21 protein-coding genes, 6 tRNA genes and 3 rRNA genes are annotated in these 25,827 nt (G+C 50.1%); 16 read left to right on the top strand and 14 right to left on the bottom strand.

Features of this window, described 5'->3' with window-relative positions:
- Positions 1–90: 90 nt before the first annotated feature.
- Entirely contained in the window at positions 91–1,209 is a 1,119-nt protein-coding gene (locus tag BEN74_RS14040; protein ID WP_068911586.1) for a CaiB/BaiF CoA transferase family protein, read from the bottom strand.
- Positions 1,210–1,420: 211 nt separating this feature from the next.
- Here BEN74_RS14040 and BEN74_RS14035 point away from each other — a divergent pair, with 211 nt between their 5' ends.
- From BEN74_RS14035 to BEN74_RS13985, 10 genes are all read left to right on the top strand, one after another.
- Entirely contained in the window at positions 1,421–2,431 is a 1,011-nt protein-coding gene (locus BEN74_RS14035) for an AraC family transcriptional regulator (RefSeq protein ID WP_068911594.1), read from the top strand.
- A 419-nt stretch (positions 2,432–2,850) separates the two neighbouring features.
- Positions 2,851–3,279, top strand: a complete 429-nt coding sequence (rplM, locus tag BEN74_RS14030; RefSeq protein WP_068911597.1) for a 50S ribosomal protein L13 — start codon at positions 2,851–2,853, stop codon at positions 3,277–3,279.
- Between the two features lie 12 nt (positions 3,280–3,291).
- Positions 3,292–3,678 carry a 30S ribosomal protein S9 gene (gene rpsI, locus BEN74_RS14025; RefSeq protein WP_068911599.1) on the top strand — a complete coding sequence of 129 codons (387 nt, stop codon included), beginning with the start codon at positions 3,292–3,294 and terminating at the stop codon, positions 3,676–3,678.
- A gap of 227 nt (positions 3,679–3,905) precedes the next feature.
- Complete coding sequence (locus BEN74_RS14020) at positions 3,906–4,559, top strand: glutathione S-transferase N-terminal domain-containing protein (protein ID WP_068911601.1); 654 nt, start codon at positions 3,906–3,908, stop codon at positions 4,557–4,559.
- An 8-nt stretch (positions 4,560–4,567) separates the two neighbouring features.
- Entirely contained in the window at positions 4,568–4,996 is a 429-nt protein-coding gene (locus tag BEN74_RS14015; protein ID WP_068911604.1) for a ClpXP protease specificity-enhancing factor, read from the top strand.
- An 18-nt stretch (positions 4,997–5,014) separates the two neighbouring features.
- Positions 5,015–5,656 (top strand): hypothetical protein, encoded by a 642-nt coding sequence (locus BEN74_RS14010; RefSeq protein WP_068911606.1) that lies wholly within the window; start codon positions 5,015–5,017, stop codon positions 5,654–5,656.
- 421 nt (positions 5,657–6,077) lie between these two features.
- Positions 6,078–6,437, top strand: a complete 360-nt coding sequence (locus BEN74_RS14000) for a hypothetical protein (protein ID WP_068911611.1) — start codon at positions 6,078–6,080, stop codon at positions 6,435–6,437.
- 87 nt (positions 6,438–6,524) lie between these two features.
- Complete coding sequence (locus BEN74_RS13995) at positions 6,525–7,517, top strand: hypothetical protein (RefSeq protein WP_068911613.1); 993 nt, start codon at positions 6,525–6,527, stop codon at positions 7,515–7,517.
- A 14-nt stretch (positions 7,518–7,531) separates the two neighbouring features.
- Positions 7,532–8,071, top strand: coding sequence for a GTP-binding protein (locus BEN74_RS13990; protein ID WP_068911615.1), 540 nt, complete (start codon positions 7,532–7,534; stop codon positions 8,069–8,071).
- Positions 8,072–8,081: 10 nt separating this feature from the next.
- Entirely contained in the window at positions 8,082–8,495 is a 414-nt protein-coding gene (locus tag BEN74_RS13985) for a roadblock/LC7 domain-containing protein (RefSeq protein ID WP_068911617.1), read from the top strand.
- Positions 8,496–8,582: 87 nt separating this feature from the next.
- Here the strand turns inward: BEN74_RS13985 and rrf are convergent.
- The 5 genes from rrf to BEN74_RS13960 all read right to left on the bottom strand — a co-directional run bounded on the left by rrf (position 8,583) and on the right by BEN74_RS13960 (position 14,013).
- Positions 8,583–8,697 (bottom strand): 5S ribosomal RNA (gene rrf, locus BEN74_RS13980).
- A gap of 197 nt (positions 8,698–8,894) precedes the next feature.
- A 23S ribosomal RNA gene (locus tag BEN74_RS13975) occupies positions 8,895–11,788 on the bottom strand.
- Positions 11,789–12,211: 423 nt separating this feature from the next.
- Positions 12,212–12,287: transfer RNA gene (locus BEN74_RS13970), tRNA-Ala, on the bottom strand.
- A gap of 50 nt (positions 12,288–12,337) precedes the next feature.
- Positions 12,338–12,414, bottom strand: a tRNA-Ile gene (locus BEN74_RS13965).
- Positions 12,415–12,475: 61 nt separating this feature from the next.
- Positions 12,476–14,013: ribosomal RNA gene (locus BEN74_RS13960) — 16S ribosomal RNA — on the bottom strand.
- Together the 16S, 23S and 5S rRNA genes with 2 tRNA genes alongside form the textbook arrangement of a ribosomal RNA operon.
- Before the next feature lie 550 nt (positions 14,014–14,563).
- Between BEN74_RS13960 and BEN74_RS13955 the strand changes: the two genes are divergently transcribed.
- The 3 genes from BEN74_RS13955 to BEN74_RS13945 are packed head-to-tail and all read left to right on the top strand — an operon-like array spanning position 14,564 to position 16,747.
- A complete protein-coding gene (locus tag BEN74_RS13955; protein ID WP_213072362.1) occupies positions 14,564–15,040 on the top strand; it encodes a YfiR family protein in 477 nt (158 codons plus the stop codon).
- Positions 15,037–16,260: a sensor domain-containing diguanylate cyclase gene (locus BEN74_RS13950; RefSeq protein WP_068911092.1), complete on the top strand. Its 1,224-nt coding sequence runs from the start codon at positions 15,037–15,039 to the stop codon at positions 16,258–16,260. The genes BEN74_RS13955 and BEN74_RS13950 overlap by 4 nt, the downstream gene beginning before the upstream one ends.
- Before the next feature lie 7 nt (positions 16,261–16,267).
- Positions 16,268–16,747, top strand: coding sequence for an OmpA family protein (locus BEN74_RS13945; protein ID WP_068911091.1), 480 nt, complete (start codon positions 16,268–16,270; stop codon positions 16,745–16,747).
- Positions 16,748–16,875: 128 nt separating this feature from the next.
- On the opposite strand, the gene BEN74_RS13940 is transcribed toward BEN74_RS13945, so the two are convergent.
- The 8 genes from BEN74_RS13940 to secA form a co-directional block, all read right to left on the bottom strand.
- Positions 16,876–16,952, bottom strand: a tRNA-Pro gene (locus tag BEN74_RS13940).
- A gap of 19 nt (positions 16,953–16,971) precedes the next feature.
- Positions 16,972–17,047, bottom strand: a tRNA-His gene (locus tag BEN74_RS13935).
- A gap of 36 nt (positions 17,048–17,083) precedes the next feature.
- Positions 17,084–17,160 (bottom strand) — tRNA-Arg (locus tag BEN74_RS13930).
- A 44-nt stretch (positions 17,161–17,204) separates the two neighbouring features.
- A tRNA-Pro gene (locus BEN74_RS13925) sits at positions 17,205–17,281 on the bottom strand.
- A 153-nt stretch (positions 17,282–17,434) separates the two neighbouring features.
- Positions 17,435–18,502, bottom strand: coding sequence for a quinolinate synthase NadA (gene nadA, locus BEN74_RS13920; RefSeq protein ID WP_068911090.1), 1,068 nt, complete (start codon positions 18,500–18,502; stop codon positions 17,435–17,437).
- A 157-nt stretch (positions 18,503–18,659) separates the two neighbouring features.
- On the bottom strand, positions 18,660–19,880 hold the full coding sequence (gene argJ, locus BEN74_RS13915; RefSeq protein ID WP_068911089.1) for a bifunctional glutamate N-acetyltransferase/amino-acid acetyltransferase ArgJ: 1,221 nt from the start codon (positions 19,878–19,880) through the stop codon (positions 18,660–18,662).
- A gap of 166 nt (positions 19,881–20,046) precedes the next feature.
- On the bottom strand, positions 20,047–20,403 hold the full coding sequence (locus tag BEN74_RS13910) for a hypothetical protein (RefSeq protein WP_068911088.1): 357 nt from the start codon (positions 20,401–20,403) through the stop codon (positions 20,047–20,049).
- A 137-nt stretch (positions 20,404–20,540) separates the two neighbouring features.
- Positions 20,541–23,270, bottom strand: coding sequence for a preprotein translocase subunit SecA (secA, locus tag BEN74_RS13905; RefSeq protein WP_068911087.1), 2,730 nt, complete (start codon positions 23,268–23,270; stop codon positions 20,541–20,543).
- Positions 23,271–23,609: 339 nt separating this feature from the next.
- Here secA and BEN74_RS13900 point away from each other — a divergent pair, with 339 nt between their 5' ends.
- From BEN74_RS13900 to BEN74_RS13890, 3 genes are all read left to right on the top strand, one after another.
- Positions 23,610–24,245 carry a peroxiredoxin gene (locus BEN74_RS13900; protein ID WP_068911086.1) on the top strand — a complete coding sequence of 212 codons (636 nt, stop codon included), beginning with the start codon at positions 23,610–23,612 and terminating at the stop codon, positions 24,243–24,245.
- 187 nt (positions 24,246–24,432) lie between these two features.
- Complete coding sequence (locus BEN74_RS13895; protein ID WP_068911097.1) at positions 24,433–25,251, top strand: MBL fold metallo-hydrolase; 819 nt, start codon at positions 24,433–24,435, stop codon at positions 25,249–25,251.
- Positions 25,248–25,823, top strand: coding sequence for a dual specificity protein phosphatase family protein (locus BEN74_RS13890; RefSeq protein WP_068911085.1), 576 nt, complete (start codon positions 25,248–25,250; stop codon positions 25,821–25,823). The genes BEN74_RS13895 and BEN74_RS13890 overlap by 4 nt, the downstream gene beginning before the upstream one ends.
- Positions 25,824–25,827: the final 4 nt, after the last annotated feature.

Below are 25,827 nucleotides of genomic sequence, written 5' to 3'. Positions count from 1 at the left end.
ATGGCTATGTTAACCCCTTGCTGTATGTAGCCCTATGTTTTTTTGTTATTTTATTGTGTAAAAGATAGTTAAATTATCACACTGTGATATTTACAAGTGGTCAAAACCCATTTTTTTCCCAATAAATTCATATCTTATTTTTGACCGTGAAAACTTGATCGGGCATGCCGGCTGTGGCTCTGTTTCCGCGCTTCCAGCGCTTAAAGGCACATCTGCAACCCAGCCCCTTTGCGCCGCCAGCTCTGAATGCAGCGCTTCATGCAGGGTCAGCACCGGCTCTACACAGACATCCTGCGCCTGAAAAATGGCATTCCACTCGGCAAAATCCTTGCCGGCGATTTTCTCCCGTATGGCCTGCTTCACCGCTTTCCGGTCCGCCGCGTCCAATGAAGCGCCTTTTTCCAGCACCTCCGGCAAATCCAGCAGCTGCGCCAGCCCCGCCATGAATTGCGGCTCCAGGCTGCCCACCGATAAATAGCGCCCGTCGCGCGTCTGATAATAGTCATACAGGGCGCCGCCGTTTAAATACGACTGTTCAGGATGCTGCTGCTCCTTTCCGGCAAGTTCAGCGGCGGCGGCCATGCTGTTCAGCGCAGCGGCGCAGTCGGTCATGGAAATATCAATATGCTGCCCCAGGCCGCTTTGACTGCGCTCAATCACCGCGCTTAAAATGCCGATCAGCGCATGCAGCGACCCGCCGGCCACATCGGCAATTTGAATGCCCATCAGCGGCGGCCCGCTGTGCCGGCGGCCGCTGTGGCCGGCAATGCCCGACAGCGCCAGATAATTGATGTCATGGCCGGCGCGGCTTTTATGGCTGCCGGTCTGCCCGTAGCCGCTCACTGAACAGTAAATCAGCCTCGGATTAATTGCCGCAAGGCGCGGGTAATCCAGGCCCAGGCGCTGCATCACCCCCGGCCTGAACTGTTCAATAACAATGTCATAGCTGGAAATTTTGGATAGAATCAGCGCGATGCTGTCAGGATTTTTTAAATCCAGCGCCACAGACTGCTTGTTTCGGTTCAAGTAATTATGCGACGCCGCCTGGCCGTTTGAATACGGCGGCATCAGGCGGATCAGATCCGGGCGCGCGGGTGATTCAATATGCACAACTTCGGCCCCCATGTCCGCCAAATACATGGTGGCGAACGGCCCCGGAAGAAGTGTGGAAAAATCAAGAACTTTCAAGCCTTTTAACGGATAAGTCATTGGAGTTTCTGCTCTATTTATGCTGCTTTTTCATTCATCTTAAAAATATAAAACAGCCAAAACAATGTCATGTTCAGCCATTTACCTTGATAGTTTCGGCAATTTACCATGTAAAAATGGTGAAATTGCTGTTGTAAATTGCCATACAATCATTTTTTAGCGTCATTTAGGTCAGGCATTAGTGAACATTAAAGAGACTGAAGGAATTAACATGAGTCGCGATACGATCAGTATCCATTTTGTCAACGCTGCCCTGTCCGGCGTAAAGCGTCTTGGCATGGATGTCGAAACGCTGCTGTCTCACGTTGGCATTGAGGCGGAGCTGCTGCGCCAGCCTAAGGCGCGGATTTCACCGGAACAGTACACCCGCTTCATCAAAATGCTGTGGATGGTGACGCAGGACGAGCATGTCGGCTTTGACGCTCAGCCGCGCCGGCTGGGCACTTTCGCCATTATGTGCCAGCTGATTATTCACGCGAAAACACTGGGCGATGCGCTGGAGCTTTCATCTCAGTTCTATAAACTGTTCGGCGATGACTGGTCTGTGACGCTGGAGCGCGACAAGCACGAAGCGCGCCTGGTGCCGCAGATTCCTAAAAGCATGGACCCGGATCATTTCATTACAGAAAGCATGCTGATGATTTGGCATGGCCTGGCTTCGTGGCTGATTGAGCGCCGCCTGCCGCTGGAGCGCGTGCATTTCGGCTATTCCCGCCCGGAACATGCCGATGAATACGATGCGCTGTTCTTCGCGCCGGTGATGCAGTTTGACATGCCGCGCACCGAGATCACCTTCGCAGCCGACTATCTGGACCTGCCGATCCGCCAAACTGAAGAGACGCTTGAAGAGTTCTTAAAAGCCGCGCCGGCGCAGCTGCTGGTCAAATTCAAAAACACCAACTCGCTGACTTCGCGCATCCGTGAGGTGCTGAAGAGCCAGATTGGCGAAGAAATGCCGACGCTGAACGATGTAGCCTCCATGCTGTATCTGTCGCCGCAGACTTTGCGCCGCCGCCTGGCTGCCGAAGGCAAAAGCTATCAGGGCGTAAAAGACGCTTTGCGCCGCGACGCCGCCATCCACCTGCTGCTGAATCCGGAGCTGACGCTGGAAGATGTGGCGCAGCAGGTCGGCTTCAGCGAAACCAGCACCTTCCACCGCGCATTTAAAAAATGGACGGGGGTTACGCCAGGCCTGTACCGCCAGCTTCACGGCTATCATTAAGCCCTGCAGCCGCTCAAATTCAGCCAGACAGGCGCAATAAACCGGGCAGCTGTGCACGCGGGTTTAAGCCCGCACAGCCATGCTCCGGAATTGCTGCCATCCCGCTTAAAAATAGAGCCTATATGGCTCTATTTTTTATTTTGAATTCCGCCGCCATGCCGGCGAATGTGGCTTCCCGCTTCAATAAAACGGCAATGATGCGCTAAAAATTACGCATCCGCGCGCCGAAGAAGCAAAGCCCCTAAATAAACAGCGCAGCCGCTTAAAAAACGCTAGTCAAATATTAAACAGCAGCCTATAATACAGCGCTTGAAATTCAATATTTCATTTGTGATTCTTCACATTTTCGTTTAGAATCGCGTCTCCTTTTGTTTGGACAGATTCCACAGTCCAAACCAACTATAATAGGTAGTGGTTTAATGAAAACTCTCAGCGCTAAGCCTGCTGAAGTTCAACACGACTGGTACGTTGTTGATGCTTCTGGCAAAACTTTAGGTCGTCTTGCGACTGAAATCGCTCGTCGTTTACGCGGCAAGCACAAGACTTCTTATACTCCTCACGTTGACACTGGCGACTACATCGTTGTTATCAATGCTGAAGAAATTCAAGTGACTGGTAACAAAGCGCTTGATAAGAAATACTATCGCCATACTGGTTTCCCTGGTGGTATCCGTGAGACTAACTTCGAGAAGTTAATTGCTCACAAGCCTGAAGCTGTTCTTGAAAAAGCAGTTAAAGGCATGTTGCCAAAAGGTCCTCTTGGTTATGCAATGATCAAAAAAATGAAAGTGTACGCTGGTACTGAGCATCCGCATGCTGCTCAACAGCCACAAGTTTTGGACATCTAAGGGATACAGCACATGGCTACTAATTATGGTACAGGTCGCCGTAAGACCGCAACTGCACGTGTTTTCTTGTCAGCTGGTACAGGCAAACTCGTAATCAACAACCGTACACTTGATCAGTACTTCGGTCGCGAAACTGCTCGCATGGTTGTTCGTCAACCTTTAGAGCTTCTTGAAGCTACTGAAAAGTATGACCTTTACATCACTGTTGCTGGTGGCGGTATCGGCGGTCAAGCTGGCGCAATCCGTCACGGCATTACCCGTGCATTGATCGCTGCTGACGAAACTTTAAAGCCTGCTCTTCGTCAAGCTGGTTTCGTTACTCGTGATGCTCGTGAAGTTGAACGTAAGAAACTTGGCTTGCGTAAAGCGCGTAAGCGTCCTCAATTCTCTAAACGTTAATACGTTTACCGAATCGGACAAAAAGCCTTGGTTTATCCAAGGCTTTTTTATTGCCTTAAAAACAGCACTCCCCTCATCGATTGCCTGACTGGCGCGCCCCATCAGCAAAAACAGCGCAGGCTGCGCAAGCCCCGATTCCAGCACTATTTTAATTATCCAAACTGCCTCGTGATTTTAGCGCCTATTTTTAGTATCCTATCTTATTCACCAGACTTTGCTCAGGATTTATGTCAGTCGAAAGCGCCCCTCCTCAGGGAATCACCCTGTACAGCCATGCAGATGATTTTCGATCACACTGGATTCGATATGTCCTTGCCGAGAAGCAGATTAAATATCATTTAATCCTCGCTGATGAGGAAGATGAAGATCTGGCCAGCCTGAATCCCTACAATCAGCTGCCGATGCTGCTGGAAAATGAGCTTAAGCTGTTCAATACCGGCATTATTTCTGAATATATTGATGACCGCTACCGGCAGAACAAGCTGTATGCCGATGCGCCGGTGCCCCGCGCGGAGCAGCGCCAGTATATTTGGCGCTTTGAGCAGGACTGGCTGAAACTGGCGGACATCATGCTGCGCCATCCGGACACGCTGGATCCGGCAGCCAAAAAGCAGGCGCAGAAAAAACTCAGGGAAACCCTTGTTTCCCTCACCCCCTTATTTCAGCATTTTCCCTTTTTCATGTCGGAACATTTCAGCATTCTGGACTGCATGCTGGCGCCGATCTTCCTGCGCTTGAAGTCCATGGGGATTGAACTGCCCGCGCAGCACTGCCGCCCCATTCATTTATACTGCCAGCGCATTTTCAGCCGCCCTGCTTTTGCAAAGTCCATGACCCTGCAGGAAAAAAACCGTTACAGTGATTTATTAACCCATTCATAGAGCATCTTATGTCCGAACAAGAATTGAACCTTAGCCCGACCCGCCCGTATATGGCGCGCGCCATTTATGAATGGATCTGCGACAATCAGCTGACTCCGTATCTGCTGGTCGATGCGACGCAGCCGAACACCATGGTGCCTGAGCAGTTCATTCAGGATGGCCAGATTACCCTGAATCTCGCGCCGCATGCGGTGCATGCCCTCAACATGAGCAATGAGGCCATCACCTTTTCTGCGCGCTTTGGCGGCATTTCACGTGATCTTTACATCCCTTTGGCTGCCGTTCTGGGCCTGTATGCGCGCGAAAACGGCCAAGGCTTATTCTTCGACCCGAATGAATATCAGCATATCCAAAACAGCGAAGATGCTTTAAAATCGAGCGCTGAAGAACAAACTGAACAGCCAAAGAAAAAACCAAGCTTAAGGCTATTAGATTAATAAATATGGAGTGATATGATGGCTTTTGACCTCGTGCAATACTTTGCGGAACAGATAGAAACTCATCAGCCTGAGCTTCTCAGCCAGTTTCCCCGGGAAGAAAGGCGCCATCATATTGCCGCAATCAACGCTCTGACTTTAGGCGAACTGATTACCCAATGGCGCGCCAACGATAAAAAAGTGTATCAGGAAATCACTGAGCCGGATGAGCTGTATATACAGGACGTCGCGCGCCACTTAACCACGTCCAAAGAAAATGCTTCCCCGCTGCCCCATGCCGAGCTGGAGGCATTGACCGCAGCGATTTTCAGCCTGCAGCTGCACGAACTTAAGCAGCTGCATGATACTGGAAATCATAACCTGCAAAGCATCCGCGAACTGCTGCTGGGGCAAATTGAGCATTTATCCGGCCAGGCCGAGGATTGGGTTTGGTCAGCAAATAGCCTTTCAGAGCTGAAAGGCTCAAAACCCGTCATCCAAGATGAGATATCATTGGAAGCATCTATGAAGGAGTTCAGTCAAATGGTCAGTCAGCACACCCATCAGGAACAGGATGAAGCAGTTGCAGCAGTTCCGCTTTGGTCTAAAGTTTTGGAACCGGCGGTCGCCCTCGCCATCCTCTGGATTTTATATTCAGCGGCCTGCAGCATGTTTGCATAAGTATTTCTGCAGAGAATAAAGACCAGGCCAGCCTGGTTTTTTATTGCCAAAATTCAGGATAACCGCTTAAAAAATACTCCATGTTATTTTTTGTATCACAAAACCACTCAGGCAGCGCTTTCCCTAAAAATAGCCGCCTTGTTACATTTCCTTACATGCTGCTTTTCCCGACTAATTTACTCAAATTTCACCGCGCAAAGCACATAGTGCAAAACAAACTGACGATCAAATCACATTTAAAATTTGAAGCTGATCCAGCAGTGCGCCAAAAAATATTATCCATTTACCGCATTAAAATATTTCCGTTGAAAACGCTTTCCGCCTTTCTATAATGAAATAAAGCAGAGCTTAACAGCACGTTAAATACATGCTTGGATAAAAAACCAATAATCATGCATAACCAAAAAAGAGGGAGAAATATATGGCCAAAGTTTCATTAGATTCACTCACCAATATTGACGGTTTTCATGCAGCAGCCCTGGTAGACAGCGAAAGCGGCCTCGCTCTCGCAACTCAAGGCGGAGGAGATATTGACTTAGAACTTGCAGCAGCGGGAAATACAGAAGTTATCCGGTCCAAAAGGCGCGTCGCTCAGTCACTGAACCTGAACGACCATATTGTTGATATTCTTATTACTTTAGGGAAACAGTACCACTTAATCAGGCCGCTGGAAAAAAATGAAAATGTCTTTCTGTATCTGGTGCTCGACCGCGCTAAAGCGAATTTAGCCATGGCGCGCCATGAACTGAAAGCCTATGAAAAGAATTTGGATTTCAGCTAATTCAGGCAATCCCCTTTATCGGCATAAAGGGGATTTTAACTCCCAGCTATTTCAAAATCATAATCCAGAATTTGATGGAGAGATAATATGAATAAGCAGTACATTAATATTGCTATTGCTGGTTTGAATATTCAGGACTCTGCGGAATTAAAAAATCAGCTCTGCAATATAATGCCGGACAATTTAATTATCCACTGGAAAAAAGCCTCTGACCTGCATTTAGACTGCTTATTCATTCATGAAACCTTTTTTAACACTGACGGCATGCAGAAGCTCCTGAACCGGACAAGCTTTCCATGGCTGAAAATATCCAAGGACGCCCAACTCAGCAGCACAGTGCAGAACAACACCCTGTATTTCCCCCTGCTGAATGCCAAAGAGCTGTACCGCTGGCTTGAGCAGCATATTATGCAAAGCCTTCCAGCCAGCCAGAATACCTCTTCCGTGCCAATACAGCCGGAAGCCGCTGACAATCGTGCACCAAAGCATGATGCCCAGCCGCTCAATGAACGGTTTTTCAGGCAAATGCTGACCGGTGCGCCGCCAAGCAAACTGCACCTTTATGATGATCAAGGCTCCATCGCCGTGATTGACGTTGCGCAGAATTCGGTCTGGCCCAACCCTCGCCGCCTGCACCCTGTGACCGACTTAAGTTTTAAATACGATTTAGCTTCCACAACCGATTTAGCAAAAGCAGACCGGAAAGAAAGCGCCATCCTGCAGGACTGGCTGTGGAATTTATTCTGGAATTCTCCAGATTTTTATCAGATTGCGCCCGAAGACGGGCACTACCGCATTCATTTCTGGCCTAAACCGGCAGATAAGGCGCAGCGCAAAAAGATTTTCCAGCTCTCAGCCTGCTTCATTCAAGGCGCAAAACTTTCAAAAATCTCGGAGCAGCATGGCATTCCCATCCGCACTATTCAGCAATTCATTGCAGCTAACATTGCGGCAAACAATATCAGTAAAATCAATCTTTGGGATGCGCATTACAGTCCGCCTGAACAGGCCGAAAGCAGCGCAGACAAAGGCTTTATTCAGGGCTTTATCGGAAAGCTGCGTAAAAAATTCGGCTTTTAAAGGAGGGCTGAACAATGATTCTTCAGCAGTACAAAATTGTTTTTGCAGGCTCCATGGGCGCAGGAAAAACCGAAGCCATCCGCTCCCTGTCAGATATTCCGGTATTGCTTACAGAGGCATTCAACACAGATCAGCACAGCCATGCCAAACTTGAAACCACCGTCGGCATTGATTATGGCGAAGTATCCTTAGACGATGGGCTAAAAATCGGCTTATACGGAACACCGGGGCAAAGCCGTTTTGACTTTATTTGGCCGGTGATCTGCCGCGGCGCCATAGGCGCGATCATTTTAATTGACCACAATGCAGAAGCGCCATTGCAAGAACTGGAACAGTATCTAGAAACTTTTCAAAATTATACAGACAACATTGCAATAGGCATTACCCACGTAGACGGCACGCTGAAATCAACTCATATCTACAAAGAATGGCTGCTGAGCCAGGATCTGTTTTCCCCGCTTTTCTTCATTGACGCACGGAAAAAAGAGGATGCCCTGCTGCTTTTAGAAGCTTTAATTACATCAGTAGAAGTCAACCATAACATTTTTACATGAAGGAGGAATCATGTTCGGCATTCAGGAAAGCAGAGCCGCGCCCGCCCATTTGATACAGAAAGCCAGGTCAGAAATACAGAATATTATGAGCAGCGCGCGCGGCGTTCATTTTATTATGGTGTGCTCTACAGATGGCTTTGAACTGACCAGCATTTACAAAAAAGAAAATTACAATAACAGTAAGCTGGCAGCTGTCGGAAGCTCAATTTTAGCAATGGTCAGCGCCTTTACGCATGAAATTAATCTAACCGGCTGTCAAACGCTGACTCTGGATGCCGAAAACGGCAAAGCCATATTGAGTTCAGTGGCTGCGCCCCGCCATCCTTTGATTATTATCGTGCTTGCAGAAAAGGACATTTTACTAGGCCAAGTACTGTATATGCTGAAGCAGGCTTCTCAGGCAATTAAAGCAGCAGATGTATAAGCGGAGTGCTGTCAGACTTTTCTGATTTATTTTTTCCACACATAAAAAAACCCCCTCCGATTTTATCGGAGGGGGTTTTGAATAATGAGCTGGCGATGACTTACTCTCACATGGGTAACCCCACACTACCATCAGCGCAAAGAGGTTTCACTTCTGAGTTCGGGAAGGGATCAGGTGGTTCACTCTCGCTATTGTCGCCAGCACAACTGTTATGGATACTCGCTTGGTCTTATCTGTTCACTTTTCAGTGCATGCCAAGGTTTTTTCCAAATGAGTTATTAACAGGTATATCTGAGTTTATGCAATTTGTTCAATTTTACTTAGCTTTTCAACTAAATCAAGTTTGATCGTTTGATTTCGAATCAATTGATGCTTCGTATACAACTGCTTGGGCGTTGTATAGTCAAGCCTCACGAGCAATTAGTACTGGTCAGCTTCATGCGTCGCCGCACTTCCACATCCAGCCTATCAACGTCGTAGTCTTCAACGGCTCTTTAGAGGAATAAATTCCTAGGGAAATCTTATCTTGAGGTAGGCTTCCCGCTTAGATGCTTTCAGCGGTTATCCCTTCCGAACATAGCTACCCGGCGATGCGACTGGCGTCACAACCGGTACACCAGAGGTTCGTCCACTCTGGTCCTCTCGTACTAGGAGCAGATCCTCTCAAATTTCCAGCGCCCACGGTAGATAGGGACCGAACTGTCTCACGACGTTCTAAACCCAGCTCGCGTACCTCTTTAAATGGCGAACAGCCATACCCTTGGGACCTGCTTCAGCCCCAGGATGAGATGAGCCGACATCGAGGTGCCAAACACCGCCGTCGATATGAACTCTTGGGCGGTATCAGCCTGTTATCCCCAGAGTACCTTTTATCCGTTGAGCGATGGCCCTTCCATACAGAACCACCGGATCACTAAGACCTACTTTCGTACCTGCTCGACTTGTGGGTCTCGCAGTTAAGCGCGCTTTTGCCTTTATACTCTACGCGTGATTTCCGACCACGCTGAGCGCACCTTCGTACTCCTCCGTTACTCTTTAGGAGGAGACCGCCCCAGTCAAACTACCCACCAGACATGGTCCTCGTCCCGGATAACGGGACAGAGTTAGAACCTCAATATTACCAGGGTGGTATTTCAAGATTGGCTCCACCGGGACTAGCGTCCCGGCTTCAAAGCCTCCCACCTATCCTACACAAGTAAGATCAAAGTTCAATGTCAAGCTGCAGTAAAGGTTCACGGGGTCTTTCCGTCTAGCCGCGGGTACACCGCATCTTCACGGCGAATTCGATTTCACTGAGCCTCTGCTGGAGACAGCGCCCCCATCATTATGCCATTCGTGCAGGTCGGAACTTACCCGACAAGGAATTTCGCTACCTTAGGACCGTTATAGTTACGGCCGCCGTTTACTGGGGCTTCGATCAAGAGCTTCGCTTACGCTAACCCCATCAATTAACCTTCCAGCACCGGGCAGGCATCACACCCTATACGTCCACTTTCGTGTTTGCAGAGTGCTATGTTTTTAATAAACAGTTGCAGGGGCCTGGTTTCTGTGGCTGCCGGCAGCTCAGGAAGCAAGTTCCATCACCGCCAGCAGCGTACCTTCTCCCGAAGTTACGGTACCATTTTGCCTAGTTCCTTCAGCAGAGTTCTCTCAAGCGCTTTGGTCTACTCGACCTGACCACCTGTGTCGGTTTAGGGTACGATTCCAGTATAACTGAAGCTTAGAGACTTTTCCTGGAAGCATGGTATCAGCCACTTCACTGCACAAGTGCAGCTTGCTGTCAGTTCTCAGCATAGAGTACCCCGGATTTGCCTAAGATACATGCCTACAACCTTTCACCTGGACAACCAACGCCAGGCTGACTTAACCTTCTCCGTCCTCTCATCGCATTATACTGAAGTATTGGAATATTAACCAATTTCCCATCGACTACGCCTCTCGGCCTCGCCTTAGGGGTCGACTCACCCAGCCCCGATTAACGTTGGACTGGAACCCTTGGTCTTTCAGCGAACGGGTTTTTCACCCGTTTTGTCGTTACTCACGTCAGCATTCGCACTTCTGATACCTCCAGCAGACTTCTCAATCCACCTTCATCGGCTTACAGAACGCTCCCCTACCACTTGCAATAAATTGCAAATCCGCAGCTTCGGCATATAGTTTTAGCCCCGTTACATCTTCCGCGCAGGCCGACTCGACTAGTGAGCTATTACGCTTTCTTTAAAGGGTGGCTGCTTCTAAGCCAACCTCCTAGCTGTCTATGCCTTCCCACATCGTTTCCCACTTAACTATAATTTTGGGGCCTTAGCTGGCGGTCTGGATTGTTTTCCTCTTGACTACGGACGTTAGCACCCGCAGTCTGTCTCCCGGATAGTACTCATCGGTATTCGGAGTTTGCATCGGTTTGGTAAGTCGGGATGACCCCCTAGCCGAAACAGTGCTCTACCCCCAATGGTATTCGTCCGAGGCGCTACCTAAATAGCTTTCGGGGAGAACCAGCTATCACCAAGTTTGATTAGCCTTTCACCCCTATCCACAAGTCATCCCCTGGCTTTTCAACGACAGTGGGTTCGGTCCTCCAGTTAGTGTTACCCAACCTTCAACCTGCTCATGGATAGATCACCTGGTTTCGGGTCTACACCCAGCAACTAAGCGCCCTATTAAGACTCGGTTTCCCTACGGCTCCCCTATGCGGTTAACCTTGCTACTGAATGTAAGTCGCTGACCCATTATACAAAAGGTACGCAGTCACCGGACTAAGCCGGCTCCCACTGCTTGTATGCATGCGGTTTCAGGATCTATTTCACTCCCCTCACAGGGGTTCTTTTCGCCTTTCCCTCACGGTACTGGTTCACTATCGGTCAGTCAGGAGTATTTAGCCTTGGAGGATGGTCCCCCCATATTCAGACAAGGTTTCACGTGCCCCGCCCTACTCGACATCATCATATAAGCCCTTTCGCGTACAGGACTATCACCTACTGCGGTTGCGCTTCCCAGAGCATTCCGCTAGAACTTATATGACTTAATGGGCTGTTCCCCGTTCGCTCGCCGCTACTGAGGGAATCTCAATTGATTTCTTTTCCTAAGGGTACTGAGATGTTTCACTTCCCCTCGTTCGCCTCGCAACACTATGTATTCATGTTGCGATACCTGCCTTATGGCAAGTGGGTTTCCCCATTCAGAAATCTCCGGATCACAGGATATTTGCCGCCTCCCCGGAGCTTATCGCAGGCTATTACGTCTTTCATCGCCTCTGACTGCCAAGGCATCCACCACATGCACTTAATTACTTGACTATACAACCCCAAACAGTCGCTAATACTTACAAGTAGTATTTCGCGTCGCAAACTTAATTGCCACAGTTAGAGTTTCGTGAACTTAATCACTGTACAGCTTCAATTAGATTCATATACCAAAACGCTTGATTCAGTTAATTTCGCTAGTAACTCATTTCATTCAGCATTAACAATTGCTTGTTAAGCTGGCTAAAACGAGTATGAACAAATTATTTCAACTCAAATATATTCTGTTAATGATTCACTGCATCCTCGTCGGACTGCAGTCAACTGTGATAAATCACAGAACTTAATAAGATGCGCATTATACGCTTTTTCTTACTAAATTCTATAATCTAGGGCTTCGTTTGCTTAAAGCCTGCGCGAAGCACAGCTTCTTGCTTAAATTCTCGGACAAAGCGTTGCTTTGTTTTTCCTCGAATTTGGTGGAGACTAGGAGAGTCGAACTCCTGACCTCCTGCGTGCAAAGCAGGCGCTCTACCAACTAAGCTAAGTCCCCAGCTTATCATAAGGCCAATGTTTCTGATTCTCTGTTTCAGTTTGCAGATTTGGTGGGTCTGACAAGACTTGAACTTGTGACCCCACGCTTATCAAGCGTGTGCTCTAACCAACTGAGCTACAGACCCTCAGATACATCGTCATGAAGAACAACTTGTTGTGGATTCTTACCGATCGTCAATCTTTCGTTAAGGAGGTGATCCAGCCGCAGGTTCCCCTACGGCTACCTTGTTACGACTTCACCCCAGTCGTCGGCCACACCGTGGTAAGCGTCCTCCTTGCGGTTAGACTACCTACTTCTGGTGCAACAAACTCCCATGGTGTGACGGGCGGTGTGTACAAGGCCCGGGAACGTATTCACCGCGGCATTCTGATCCGCGATTACTAGCGATTCCGACTTCATGGAGTCGAGTTGCAGACTCCAATCCGGACTACGATCGGCTTTTTGAGATTAGCATCCTATCGCTAGGTAGCAACCCTTTGTACCGACCATTGTAGCACGTGTGTAGCCCTGGCCGTAAGGGCCATGATGACTTGACGTCGTCCCCGCCTTCCTCCAGTTTGTCACTGGCAGTATCCTTAAAGTTCCCGGCTTAACCCGCTGGCAAATAAGGAAAAGGGTTGCGCTCGTTGCGGGACTTAACCCAACATCTCACGACACGAGCTGACGACAGCCATGCAGCACCTGTATGTAAGTTCCCGAAGGCACCAATCCATCTCTGGAAAGTTCTTACTATGTCAAGGCCAGGTAAGGTTCTTCGCGTTGCATCGAATTAAACCACATGCTCCACCGCTTGTGCGGGCCCCCGTCAATTCATTTGAGTTTTAGTCTTGCGACCGTACTCCCCAGGCGGTCTACTTATCGCGTTAGCTGCGCCACTAAAGCCTCAAAGGCCCCAACGGCTAGTAGACATCGTTTACGGCATGGACTACCAGGGTATCTAATCCTGTTTGCTCCCCATGCTTTCGTACCTCAGCGTCAGTATTAGGCCAGATGGCTGCCTTCGCCATCGGTATTCCTCCAGATCTCTACGCATTTCACCGCTACACCTGGAATTCTACCATCCTCTCCCATACTCTAGCTTCCCAGTATCGAATGCAATTCCTAAGTTAAGCTCAGGGATTTCACATCCGACTTAAAAAGCCGCCTACGTACGCTTTACGCCCAGTAAATCCGATTAACGCTCGCACCCTCTGTATTACCGCGGCTGCTGGCACAGAGTTAGCCGGTGCTTATTCTGCGGGTAACGTCCACTCATCCTAGGTATTAACTAGAAGAGCCTCCTCCCCGCTTAAAGTGCTTTACAACCAAAAGGCCTTCTTCACACACGCGGCATGGCTGGATCAGGGTTCCCCCCATTGTCCAATATTCCCCACTGCTGCCTCCCGTAGGAGTCTGGGCCGTGTCTCAGTCCCAGTGTGGCGGATCATCCTCTCAGACCCGCTACAGATCGTCGCCTTGGTAGGCCTTTACCCCACCAACTAGCTAATCTGGCTTAGGCTCATCTATTAGCGCAAGGTCCGAAGATCCCCTGCTTTCCCCCGTAGGGCGTATGCGGTATTAGCGTTCCTTTCGAAACGTTGTCCCCCACTAATAGGCAGATTCCTAAGCATTACTCACCCGTCCGCCGCTAGGTTATGTAGCAAGCTACATTTCCCCGCTCGACTTGCATGTGTTAAGCCTGCCGCCAGCGTTCAATCTGAGCCATGATCAAACTCTTCAGTTTAAAATCAATAGTGCTTTATTCAAAACACCAAATCTGGCTCATCAATTTTCTGACATTAATTTCTCAAATAAACTTCGAGTAATTTCTACCATCAATCAATGAAAATTATTTCGATCGATCAACCGGTAAAAATCCACACAAGTTGTTCTTCATATTCTCTTAATGATCTTCTCAATGCTTCGTCAGCATCAAGCTAGGTCGGCTATATTACTCTCTTTCAAAAGAAAGTCAACTGGTTTTGATGATTATTTTTAAACTCATTCAAGATTCAGAAATTTAACCAATCTAGCTAAATCCTTGTTTCTCAACAAGTTTTAATCAACATCACCGCCGATGGATATGCATTATAGGGGAAAAAATTACAGACGCAAGGCCTTTTCAAAATTTATTTGCCTGCATGTTGTTTTTTTAAGCAACCTGGCATTTTGACGTATTATTATTGCCCAATCTTAGCCCTATGTTTATTTTTTAAACTTGGATAAACTTAGCCTTTCACCATTTTCAACTTTATTCTGCAATGGTTCACAATCTAGAAAAAAAAGCCCTGCTTATGCTTATAAGCGCAGCGCTTTTCAGCAGCAGCCTGCCTGCTGCGCCCGCTGCCAGCATGTACAGCACAGTTTTTTCCATTTTAAGCTATGCGAAGTGGAATACGCCTGCGCCCGCAATCTGCGCAGTCAACAACTCCCCTTTGGCACAGCAATTTCAGAATCATGCGCCGGACCATTCCAACTACAGAATTTCAGCAATTCAATCCAGTGAAATTAAAAGCAGCGCGTGCCAGGTTTTGATTTTTTCCACATTATCCCCCAAGGAAGAACAGCATCTTTTAAATACAGCCGCAACATTTCCAGCGCTCTCCATTAGCACCAATAATGCAGAATGTGAAATTGGAAGCGCATTTTGCCTGTATAAGCGCAGTCAAAACTTCGCGTTTAAAGTCAATTTAGACAGCCTGACTCAAGCCAAAGTTCATGTTGATCCGCGTGTTTTACTGCTTGCCAAATCCGCGGAGTCCAGCGAATGAAACAGCTGTATAAGCCGATTACACTGCACCAGCTGTTTACCCGCTCCCAGCTGACCATATTTATTTTAACTTTCGCCATCTGTTCCGCGATTTTCCTGGTGATATCGACTTACACCATGAATGCATATGCGAAAAGCAGCCTGAATATTTTAACTTCGGCGCTGAATGAGCGGATTCAGCCCGCGGTGGTTTTCAATGATCAAATCACCATTAGGCAGATTTTATCTGAATATGCTCAGCAGCACCCGATCCGCTCAATTGAAGTCACTTCTGCGCAGAATGCAGTGCTGGCGCATGCAGAACAGAAAGGCCTGAACCGCTTTTCCAGCCAAACCTTTCTGGATTACCTGTTTTACAGCCAGCCAATCCAGATGGACATTCAGCATGATCAAAAGCATTACGGCCATTTAACTGTTTACGGAAATTCTTCCGAGCTGGTCAGCTTTTTCCACAAAATCCTGCTGGCTTTATGCATCGGCTTTGCGCTGCTTTTGGCTGCAGCCTACTGGTCGGTCAATTCAGTTTACCAGTACCTGATGCAATCCATCCGCTCAATTGCCGAATCCGCGCAGGACATCAGCATCAAGAAAAACTACACTATGCGCGTATCCAATTCGAACATTCAGGAACTGCAAACGCTGAGCGCTGCCTTTAATGGCCTGCTGAGCGAAATAGAGCAGTCCAATCGCAGCCTGATTTCTGAAAACGATAAATTAATGCATCAGTCCAAGCGTGATGTGCTGACCCAGCTGCCGAACCGCAGCAGCTTTTATGAAGCGCTGTTTCAGCTGTTCGATCAGGCGCAGCATCAGAACGCTGCTGTGCTGCTTTTAGACATCAACCACTTTAAAAAAGTGAATGATCAATTCGGACATTTGGCCGGCGATGCGGTATTGCGCGCATTATCCTATTGCGTCAGGCAGATTCTGCCGCCGGACGCCCTGCTTTCCAGGCTCGGCGGCGACGAGTTCGCCATCATCATTCCAAACGCAGCCGATGCAAATGCCGCCGCACACCACTGCCAGCGCGTGCAGGACTGCTTTTCATCAACATTCATCTATGAACAGCAGCAGATTCCCCTCAGCATCAGCATTGGCGCCGCGCTGGCGCAGCAGGCGCCAAGCCCGGAAGACTTAATTGCGCACGCAGATCAAGCCCTGCGCAAAGCCAAACGATTAAATAAAAAATGGCATTTTTACCCACAACCCGATAACCAATAGGCCCGCTATGTTAAAAAAAGCTTTGACACTCTGCTTTATCCTCACCCTGAGCGCGGTTTTAACCGCCTGCATGAGCTTAGGCAACTTAAACTACAAGCAGGCCCGCATGCTGAAAAGCGAAGGCTTTGTCCTGACTGATGACGGCTGGACACTCGCCCTGCCGGAACGCCTGCTGTTCAGTTTTGATGACTACCAGATTCAGGAACAGCAGAAAAGCAAAATCACGACTCTGTCCAGCCAGCTGCAGAAATACAAGCTGGAAAAAGTTAAATTTACCGGGCATACCGACAATATCGGCCTGGCCAGCTACAATCAGCAGCTGTCGCAGAAGCGCGCGCAGAGCGTGGCCAATGTATTCCTGGAAAACGGCTTTCAGCCAAAAGATGTGCAGATTATCGGGCGGGGCGCGGAACAGCCACTGGTCAGCAATGACAGCGAAGAAAACCGGGCGAAGAATCGGCGGGTCAACATCACCATTATTCCTTAATGGCGGACAGCTCAATTCAGCCTCCTTTGCGGGGGCTTTTTTATATGCTGATGGACTGCAGCCGAATTTTAGGCATAAAAAAACCGCTTGCGCGGTATCTTTTATCGAATTTCGGCCATTTTAATAAATGGTCGGAGCAGTAGGATTCGAACCTACGACCCCCTGGTCCCAAACCAGGTGCACTACCAGGCTGTGCTATGCTCCGATTTCAACTTTTAAAAAGTTGGGGTGAATGACGGGATTCGAACCCGCGACAACTGGAATCACAATCCAGGGCTCTACCAACTGAGCTACATCCACCATAACGTATTTGGCTCTAAGTACCAAGCTACCAAATGGCGCGCCTGACAGGATTCGAACCTGTGACCATCCGCTTAGAAGGCGGATGCTCTATCCAACTGAGCTACAGGCGCATGACCGATGATAGTAATATCACGCGATTTTTGCCTTGAGGAATTGGTCGGAGCAGTAGGATTCGAACCTACGACCCCCTGGTCCCAAACCAGGTGCACTACCAGGCTGTGCTATGCTCCGATTCATCTCAGCTTTACTGTACCGCTTATCGCTCGGTACGGTGTGCATTCTAGGCGTGACGCCATGAGACGTCAACACCTATATTTAAAAAAAATAAAAAATCCGCTTCAACCGATTATTTATCAAGCATTTTAAGCATTTTTTAAGCAGCTTTCAGCGTTTCAGGCTGGCGCTGAAGTTCAGCATGCGGTCTAAAGGCTGTTTCGCGCGCTCAGCCAGCTGCGGATCGACGAATACTTCCTGCCCGCCCTGCTGCAGAACTTCCAGAATGCCGTCCAGTTCATTCATCGCCATCCACGGGCAATGCGCGCATGAACGGCAGGTTGCGCCTTCGCCGGCAGTCGGCGCTTCAATTAAAATCTTATCCGGCACCGCCTGCTGCATTTTGTAGAAAATGCCCCGGTCTGTCGCCACAATCAGGCGCTCATGCGGCAGGGTCTGGGCCGCCTTGATCAGCTGCGAGGTGCTGCCGACCGCATCGGCAATATCCACGACAGATTCAGGCGATTCAGGATGCACCAGCACGGCAGCATCCGGATGCAGCGCTTTCATATTGGCAATACCGCGCGCGCGGAATTCTTCATGCACAATGCAGGCGCCATCCCACAGCAGCATGTCGGCGCCGGTTTTCTTTTGAATGTAGCGCCCCAGATGCTGGTCCGGCGCCCAGATGATTTTTTCGCCCAGGCTGTCCAGATGCTCAATAATTTCCACTGCGCAGCTGGAGGTCACCACCCAGTCTGCGCGGGCTTTGACCGCCGCCGAAGTATTGGCGTACACCACCACGGTATGGTCCGGATGCGCATCGCAGAACTTGGCGAACTCATCCGCAGGGCAGCCTAAATCCAGTGAACAGGTCGCTTCAAGCGTCGGCATCAGCACGGTTTTTTCAGGTGAAAGGATTTTTGAGGTTTCCCCCATGAATTTCACTCCCGCTACCACCAGCGTGGACGCTTCGTGATCGCGGCCGAAGCGCGCCATTTCCAGAGAGTCTGAAACGCAGCCGCCGGTCAGCTCCGCCAGCTCCTGCACTTCAGGATCGCAGTAGTAGTGCGCAACAAGAACCGCATTGCGCTTTTTCAATTCCGCAGCAATCAGCGCAAATTTTTCCTGCTTGGCCTCTTCGCTTAAAAGATGCTCTTTAGTTCCGCCCAAACGGTCTAAATGCGCCTGCACAATTGATTTTGCCTCATTGGCAATTAAATTGTTCGCATCATTCATAACAAAATCTTCTCTATCCTTAGCGCCCATGCTGTGCCATGGACTGTACCCAGCTTACCGGCCAAAAACGGCGTATCGGCTATTTTGACCAGTCATTAAAAAGTAAGCGTTATAAAAAAGCCTCGCAAAGGAGGCTTTTCAAAACGTCTGAAAAATCTTAGGAACGGTAATCCGCATTGATCTTCACATAGTCATAGGACAGATCGCAGGTGTATACCGTATCCTTCGCCTCACCGCGCCCCAAGTCAACGCGGATGGTCATTTCCGCCTGCGCCATGACGCGCGCGCCGGCCTGTTCCGTATAATCCGCAGCTGCGCCGCCGTCTTTGCAGATCTGCACATCATCCAGCCAAACCTGAATTTTTTCAACGTCTAAATTTTCTACGCCGGCATAGCCGATCGCCGCCAGAATGCGGCCCCAGTTCGGATCAGAGGCAAAAAATGCGGTTTTCACCAAGGGCGAATGCGCAATGCTGTAGGCGATATCGCAGCATTCCTGGGTATTGGCGCCGCCTTCTACCGCCACGGTAATGAATTTGGTCGCGCCTTCGCCGTCACGGACAATCAGCTGCGCCAGGCGCTTCATGATGCGGGTCAATACTTCCGCAACAGCGGCATAGCGCGCATCGTCCTGTGATGAAATTTCCGCGCCGCCGGCCTGGCCTGTGGCCGCGAAAATGCAGGAATCATTGGTTGAGGTATCACCATCCACGGTAATGCGGTTGAATGAAACGTTGACCGCATCATTCAGCAGCTGCTGCACCAGTCCGCGGCTGATCGGCGCATCGGTCGCCACATAGCTCAGCATGGTCGCCATATTCGGGCGGATCATGCCGGCGCCTTTGGAAATGCCGGTCATGGCATAAGTCACGCCATCCAGCACAAACTGCTCAGAAGCGCCTTTAGGCGTGGTGTCTGTGGTCATAATGCCCGCCGCTGCGTCCAGCCAGGCGTCATCTTTCAGCGAATCCAGCGCAGGCTGCAGGCCGGACAGCAGGCGCTCCATCGGCAGCTGCTCGCCAATTACGCCGGTGGAAAACGGCAGAACTTCAAAAGGCTCAACGCCGGCAAGCGCTGCAAATTTAAAGCAAGTGCTTTTGGCATTTTCCATGCCGGTTTTGCCTGTGCCGGCGTTGGCATTGCCGGTATTAATCACCAGATAGCGCGGATTGCCCATTTCAAGATGCTTTTTAGACACATGCACCGGCGCGGCGCAGAATGCATTTTGGGTAAAGACCCCGGCAGCATGGGTGCCTTGCGCAAATTCAAAAATGACCAGGTCACGTCGGTTCGGATAGCGCACATAGGCTTCTGCAGAACCAATTTTTACACCTTTTACCGCATGCATCTGCGGCATTGCTACGTCACCCACAGCCATTTTTAAATATCCGTTTCGGTTTATTTGGAAAAGACAGCTTAGTGCAAAATCCGCAAAAAATCGAGCATCGGGCATCTTTTTAGCGTGTTTTTCTTGGCGCAGCTGCGGGCATAAAAAAGCCAGTCATCAGACTGGCTCTTGAATGGCAAAATGCAGCACAGGAAAATCAGTTGCGCGCCAATTGGCCCGCTTCATTCAGCAGCGCCTGCTTGGCTTTCTGCTGGCTGGCGTCAGACAGCGCCGGGTTGGCTGCGACAATGCGGTCCGCATTGGCTGAGTTAGCCGCTGCAATGGCTGCGGTCTGCATCACAATCGGACGGTTAGGATTGGCAAATGTGTAGCGGATGCCGGTGCGCGGGCTTGCGACCGTAACCTGGCCGTCTGCGCCGACCTGAACTTGCGCGGTTTTTGCGCCAAGCGCCTGCTGCACTTTATCCGGCGTAGTCGTCTGCGCAGAATTCGCAAAGGCAAGAGCAGGCATTGCAAGCGCAGCAATCATCAACGGCTGTAATACTTTTTTCATTGTGTGTTCCGTTTTCCGGTTGTCAATGTGAAACTAAATAACATTTAATCTGCCGGACTGCAAATACTATTGCCGGCCTGAAAAGTTTCCTGCACAAAAAATCAGAGCCTTGCGGCTCTGATTTCTGCAGGCCACGCTTAGATTTTGCCGTGGCACTGCTTGTATTTCAGTCCTGAACCGCATGGGCAAGGCGAATTGCGGCTTTCCGGGGCCTGAACCGCCTGAACGCTTTGCACCGGCTCAAACTGCGCGTCAATTTCCAGCGCATTCGGATCTTCCGCCAGCAGGCCGTCAAATTCAGCATGCGACAGGTTCAGCTTCATGGCATCGGCCTGCGCCTGCTGCTGCGCTTCCATCTCTGCCAGCTCTTCAGCAGTTGGCACATGAACGCGTGACAAATCAGTCACCACGTCCGATTTAATAACTGCAAGCATGTTCACAAACAGATTAAATGCTTCTTTCTTATATTCCTGTTCAGGGTTTTTCTGCGCATAGCCGCGCAAATGAATGCCCTGGCGCAGGTAGTCCATGGCAGCTAAATGCTCTTTCCAGTGGCGGTCAAGCGAATTCAGCATGAAATGGCGTTCCAGCATGGCGGATGACTCATCCCCCATCTGCGCGCGGCGCGCATGGTAGCGCGCAAGCGCTTCATCGGTAATGCGCTGCACCAGCCCTTCTTCATCCAAGCGGCGGTCCTGCAGCAGCCACTGCTCAATCGGCAGGTCAATCGACAGGTCTTCACGCAGGGCTTTTTCCAGGCCGGGAATATCCCACTGGTCATGGATGGATTCAGGCGGCACATAATTTTCAATGACGCCTTTCATCACCTCACAGATCATTTCTTCAATGTATTCCTGCAGCGAATTTTCAGCCAGAATGTCATCGCGCTGCGAGTAAATAATCTTGCGCTGCTCGTTATTGACGTCATCGTATTTCAGCAGGTTTTTGCGGATATCGAAGTTGCGCGCCTCAACTTTGCGCTGCGCGTTTTCAATCGAGCGCGAGACCATTTTATGCTCAATCGCTTCATCCTCCTGCAGCCCCATAGCGCGCATCATCGCCACCACGCGGTCACCGGCGAAAATGCGCATCAGGTCATCTTCAAGCGACAGATAGAAGCGCGAAACGCCCGGGTCACCTTGACGGCCTGCGCGGCCGCGGAGCTGGTTGTCAATCCGGCGCGATTCGTGACGCTCTGAACCGATAATATGCAAGCCGCCGGAGTTCAGCACCATTTCATGGCTCTGTTCCCATTCGGCTTTCAGGCGCGCTTCATCTTCAGCTGTCGGATTTTCAATTTTCGCCAGCAGGGCTTTCCAGTTGCCGCCGAGCAGAATGTCCGTGCCCCGGCCAGCCATGTTGGTGGCAATCGTCACCGCCTGCGGCGCGCCGGCTTGGGCAATAATGTCCGCTTCGCGCTCATGCTGCTTGGCGTTCAGGACTTCATGCGCAATGCCGGCTTCCTTCAGCTTGTCGGAAAGAATTTCAGAAGCTTCAATGGTCGCGGTGCCGATCAGGATCGGCGCAACGCCGGCTTCATGCACGCGCTGAATTTCCTGAATAATCGCGTTGTATTTGCCATTGCGGTTTAAATAAATCAAATCGTTCTGGTCGTTGCGGATCATCGGGCGGTGCGTCGGAATCAGCACCACATCCAAGCCGTAAATTTCCTTCATTTCCGCAGCTTCGGTATCGGCTGTGCCGGTCATACCCGAAAGCTTTTTGTACAGGCGGAAATAGTTCTGGAATGTTGTGGTCGCCAGCGTCTGGTTTTCCGGCTGAATCTCCAGGCCTTCTTTGGCTTCTACCGCCTGATGCAGGCCTTCTGACCAGCGCCGGCCCGGCATGGTGCGGCCGGTATTTTCATCGACAATAATCACTTCACCGTCATGGATGATGTAATGCACGTTGCGCTGATACAGGTAATGCGCGCGGATGGCGGCTGAAACATGGTGCACCAGATTCAGGTTGGCGGATGAATACAGGCTCTCGCCTTCCGCCAGCAGGCCCATTTGAATCAGGGCATCTTCAACCGTTTCATAGCCGACTTCGGTCATTTCAACAGTGCGCTGCTTTTCATCAATCCAGAAATGGCCGCCGTCCGCCACTTTCTCTTCTTTTTGCGGATGCAGCGCCGGCGGAATCAGGTTAATCGCGGCGTACAGCTGCGAGGAATCTTCGCTTTGGCCGGAAATAATCAGCGGGGTGCGCGCTTCATCAATCAGGATCGAATCGACCTCATCGATAATGGCATAGGTTAAGCCGCGCTGTTTTTTCTCCGCCAGCGAGAACACCATGTTGTCGCGCAGGTAGTCAAAGCCGAATTCGTTGTTGGTGCCATAGGTAATGTCCGCGCGGTAAGCCTGCGCTTTCTCAGTCGGATCCTGCATGGAATAGATAATGCCGATGCTTAAGCCGAGAAATTCAAACAGCGGGCGGTTCAGCTCAGCATCGCGCTGCGCCAGATAATCGTTCACGGTAATGACATGAACGCCTTCACCGCTGATGGCATTCAAATAACAAGCAAGCGTCCCCATCAGGGTTTTACCTTCACCGGTGCGCATTTCCGCAATTTTGCCTTCATGCAGGGTGATGCCGCCGATCAGCTGCACGTCATAATGGCGCATGCCCATGACGCGCTTGGCCGCCTCACGGCAGACCGCAAAGGCTTCCGGCAGCAGTTTATCCAGGCTGTCGCCTTTGTTATAGCGCTGTTTGAATTCTTCAGTTTTTGCAGATAAGTCTGCATCGCTTAGTACAGATATCGTCGGCTCGAGCGCATTAATCTTCTCTACGATTTTACGCATGCGTTTGAGTTCGCGCTCATTTTTGGTACCGAAGATTCCTCCGATCAGACTTGCCAACATGAATAGACTCTCTAAATCTTGCTTGTCAAATGAATATGTTTTCTTAGCCGTTATTATGGTGCTAGAAATTTGAAGTACAAGGGCTTTGCACAAAAAGCCCTTAAAAAAATCTGATCCCGGATTCCAGCCTGGAGGGCCTAGAGCGCGGCAATGCAGCAGATTTTATACCGCATGCGGAGCCAAGCTCCAATGCCTTTCAGCAATTTTTCAGCCTTTTTCTGCAGCATCCTCTTTGTTCAATTTAATGATAAGGAAATTCAAAAACAGTATTTTTCATCATAAATAATCTGCGCCATATTGAGAGCCATCGGAATACAACATGAATCATGAGGCTTGAAGATGAGTTTACGCTTAGGAGACACCGCTCCAGATTTCACACAGGAGTCCAGTGACGGCGCAATTAATTTCTATGAATTTCTGGGCAGCAGCTGGGGAATCCTGTTTTCGCATCCGGCTGACTACACGCCGGTCTGCACCACCGAACTGGGCTATACCGCAAAACTGCAGGATGAATTCGCCAGGCGCGGGGTGAAAGCCATTGCGCTTTCGGTTGATGATGCGGAATCGCACAAGGGCTGGATCAGCGACATTAACGAAACCCAGAACACTGCGGTAAATTTCCCGATCCTTGCCGACAAAGACCGCAAAGTCTCTGCGCTGTATGGCTTCATCCACCCGAATGCCAGCGAAACCCTCACAGTGCGTTCGCTGCTGATTATTGACCCGAATAAAAAGGTGCGCCTGATCATTACCTATCCGGCATCCACCGGGCGCAATTTCAATGAAATCCTGCGCGTGGTGGATTCGCTGCAGCTGACTGACCATCATAAAGTAGCGACGCCCGCCAACTGGCAGCACGGCGATGATGTGGTGATTGTCCCTTCCTTAAAAGATGAAGATGAAATCCGGCAGCGCTTTCCGAAAGGCTATACCGCAGTGAAGCCGTATTTGCGCCTAACCCCGCAGCCTGAGTGACGGTCAGCGGACACGGAGACCATCTGACGGGCCAGTTTCCGGCTGCAGCGCAGCGCCCGCCTCCCGGCGGGCTTTTCACCTTCAAACCTTTTGATTTACAAAAGCATGCCTGAAGCAGCTGAAATATCTATTGGTGAAATTTTCCACATCAGTTATAAAGAACAAAATCTTTAAAAAAATTCTGACCGTGATTAATAAAATTCATCATTTGCACTGCGGCACCATGTGCCCGATTTGCGGCCCGCTGTTCGGGCAAAACAGTTTTTTAGCCAAAGTCATTTGCCACTGCCTGCTGCTGGAAACCGATCAGGGCTTAGTGCTGGTCGATACCGGCTTAGGCGTGCAGGACTATTTGCATACCCGGCAGCGCCTGGGCGGCCTGATTGCCCGCGCGGGGCGCATTGAGCAGAATTTAGCGCTGACCGCGACTGCGCAAATTCAGCGGCTGGGCTTTCAGCCCAAAGATGTGAAGCATATTCTGATTTCGCATCTGGACTTTGATCACGCCGGCGGCATTTCAGATTTCCCGCATGCCACCGTGCATGTGCTGTCAACTGAATACAACGCCGCGCAGCACCTGAAAACGCTGAAAAGCAAAGCCCGCTACAAGACCCAGCAGTTTAAAAATCACCGCTACTGGAATTTTTTAGAGCCGATGCAGGGCGAAAGCTGGTTTAACCTGCACCGCGTGCAGGGCTTCAAGCTGTTTCAGGATAACATTCTGCTGATACCGCTGATCGGCCACACCGCAGGGCATTGCGGCATCGCCATCCGCCAGCAGGAAGGCTGGCTGTTTTTCTGCGGCGACGCCTACTATTCGCATCTGCAGCTGCAGCCGGAGCATTCCTTAAAAACGCTGGACAAGCTGGAGCGGCTGTTTGCAGTGGATAATCAGCAGCGGATTGCCAATTTAAATAAAATTCAGGAACTGGCGCAAACTGAAGCGCAGGTCGAAATCATCTGCGCACATGACCCGGCAGAATTAGCGAGATACCAGCCCGCATGAAACTGAACGCACTGATTTTCATGCTCGCTTTCAGCCTGTCCGGATGCATGACCGCTCCGGCCTGGCCAGAACAGCAGCGCCCGCAGCATTGGGGCTCGGCTGTAGCCGCTGAATCCAATCTCTATCAAATCAGCGATTTTGTCTACCGCAGCGAACAGCCGGATACGGACCTGATTCCCGCCTTAAAAGCGCATGACATTCAGATGGTGATCAACTTGCGCACGCGGAATAAAGACCGGCAGCTGCTGAGTCCAGATGAGTTCCAGCTGGTGCATATTCCCGTCAAGACTTGGGCAATGTCGCGCGGCGATCTGCTGCAGGTCATGCAGTCCATTCAGCAGGCTCAGGCCAAAGATCAAAAGGTGCTGATCCACTGCTATCACGGCTCTGACCGCACCGGCGCCAGCATTGCCATGTACCGGATTATTTTTGAGCGCTGGACTGTGCAGGAGGCTTTGAATGAGATGAAGCACGGCGGCTACGGCTTTCATCCGGTGTGGATCAATATTGAAAAGCTGTTCAGCCCTGAAAATATCGGATGGATCCGCCAGCAGCTGGCAAACCCGTCCTGATCAA

It is taken from the genome of Acinetobacter sp. WCHAc010034, assembly GCF_001696615.3.
Classification (GTDB): Bacteria; Pseudomonadota; Gammaproteobacteria; order Pseudomonadales; family Moraxellaceae; genus Acinetobacter.
The sequence above is the reverse complement of the archived record's forward strand: the minus strand, read 5'-3'. Positions and strand labels throughout refer to the sequence as shown.

What these genes read in the sequence shown, in the direction of transcription:
- BEN74_RS13950 (WP_068911092.1), top strand. Translation starts at nt 15,037, where the DNA reads ATGAAACAGCTGTATAAGCCGATTACACTGCACCAGCTGTTTACCCGC.
- BEN74_RS13985 (WP_068911617.1), top strand. Translation starts at nt 8,082, where the DNA reads ATGTTCGGCATTCAGGAAAGCAGAGCCGCGCCCGCCCATTTGATACAG.
- BEN74_RS14000 (WP_068911611.1), top strand. Translation starts at nt 6,078, where the DNA reads ATGGCCAAAGTTTCATTAGATTCACTCACCAATATTGACGGTTTTCAT.
- BEN74_RS14010 (WP_068911606.1), top strand. Translation starts at nt 5,015, where the DNA reads ATGGCTTTTGACCTCGTGCAATACTTTGCGGAACAGATAGAAACTCAT.
- BEN74_RS13945 (WP_068911091.1), top strand. Translation starts at nt 16,268, where the DNA reads ATGTTAAAAAAAGCTTTGACACTCTGCTTTATCCTCACCCTGAGCGCG.
- BEN74_RS14040 (WP_068911586.1), bottom strand. Translation starts at nt 1,209, where the DNA reads ATGACTTATCCGTTAAAAGGCTTGAAAGTTCTTGATTTTTCCACACTT.
- rplM (WP_068911597.1), top strand. Translation starts at nt 2,851, where the DNA reads ATGAAAACTCTCAGCGCTAAGCCTGCTGAAGTTCAACACGACTGGTAC.
- BEN74_RS13910 (WP_068911088.1), bottom strand. Translation starts at nt 20,403, where the DNA reads ATGAAAAAAGTATTACAGCCGTTGATGATTGCTGCGCTTGCAATGCCT.
- BEN74_RS13955 (WP_213072362.1), top strand. Translation starts at nt 14,564, where the DNA reads ATGCTTATAAGCGCAGCGCTTTTCAGCAGCAGCCTGCCTGCTGCGCCC.
- BEN74_RS13990 (WP_068911615.1), top strand. Translation starts at nt 7,532, where the DNA reads ATGATTCTTCAGCAGTACAAAATTGTTTTTGCAGGCTCCATGGGCGCA.
- BEN74_RS14015 (WP_068911604.1), top strand. Translation starts at nt 4,568, where the DNA reads ATGTCCGAACAAGAATTGAACCTTAGCCCGACCCGCCCGTATATGGCG.
- secA (WP_068911087.1), bottom strand. Translation starts at nt 23,270, where the DNA reads ATGTTGGCAAGTCTGATCGGAGGAATCTTCGGTACCAAAAATGAGCGC.
- nadA (WP_068911090.1), bottom strand. Translation starts at nt 18,502, where the DNA reads ATGAATGATGCGAACAATTTAATTGCCAATGAGGCAAAATCAATTGTG.
- argJ (WP_068911089.1), bottom strand. Translation starts at nt 19,880, where the DNA reads ATGGCTGTGGGTGACGTAGCAATGCCGCAGATGCATGCGGTAAAAGGT.
- BEN74_RS13995 (WP_068911613.1), top strand. Translation starts at nt 6,525, where the DNA reads ATGAATAAGCAGTACATTAATATTGCTATTGCTGGTTTGAATATTCAG.
- BEN74_RS14035 (WP_068911594.1), top strand. Translation starts at nt 1,421, where the DNA reads ATGAGTCGCGATACGATCAGTATCCATTTTGTCAACGCTGCCCTGTCC.
- BEN74_RS14020 (WP_068911601.1), top strand. Translation starts at nt 3,906, where the DNA reads ATGTCAGTCGAAAGCGCCCCTCCTCAGGGAATCACCCTGTACAGCCAT.
- BEN74_RS13900 (WP_068911086.1), top strand. Translation starts at nt 23,610, where the DNA reads ATGAGTTTACGCTTAGGAGACACCGCTCCAGATTTCACACAGGAGTCC.
- BEN74_RS13890 (WP_068911085.1), top strand. Translation starts at nt 25,248, where the DNA reads ATGAAACTGAACGCACTGATTTTCATGCTCGCTTTCAGCCTGTCCGGA.
- rpsI (WP_068911599.1), top strand. Translation starts at nt 3,292, where the DNA reads ATGGCTACTAATTATGGTACAGGTCGCCGTAAGACCGCAACTGCACGT.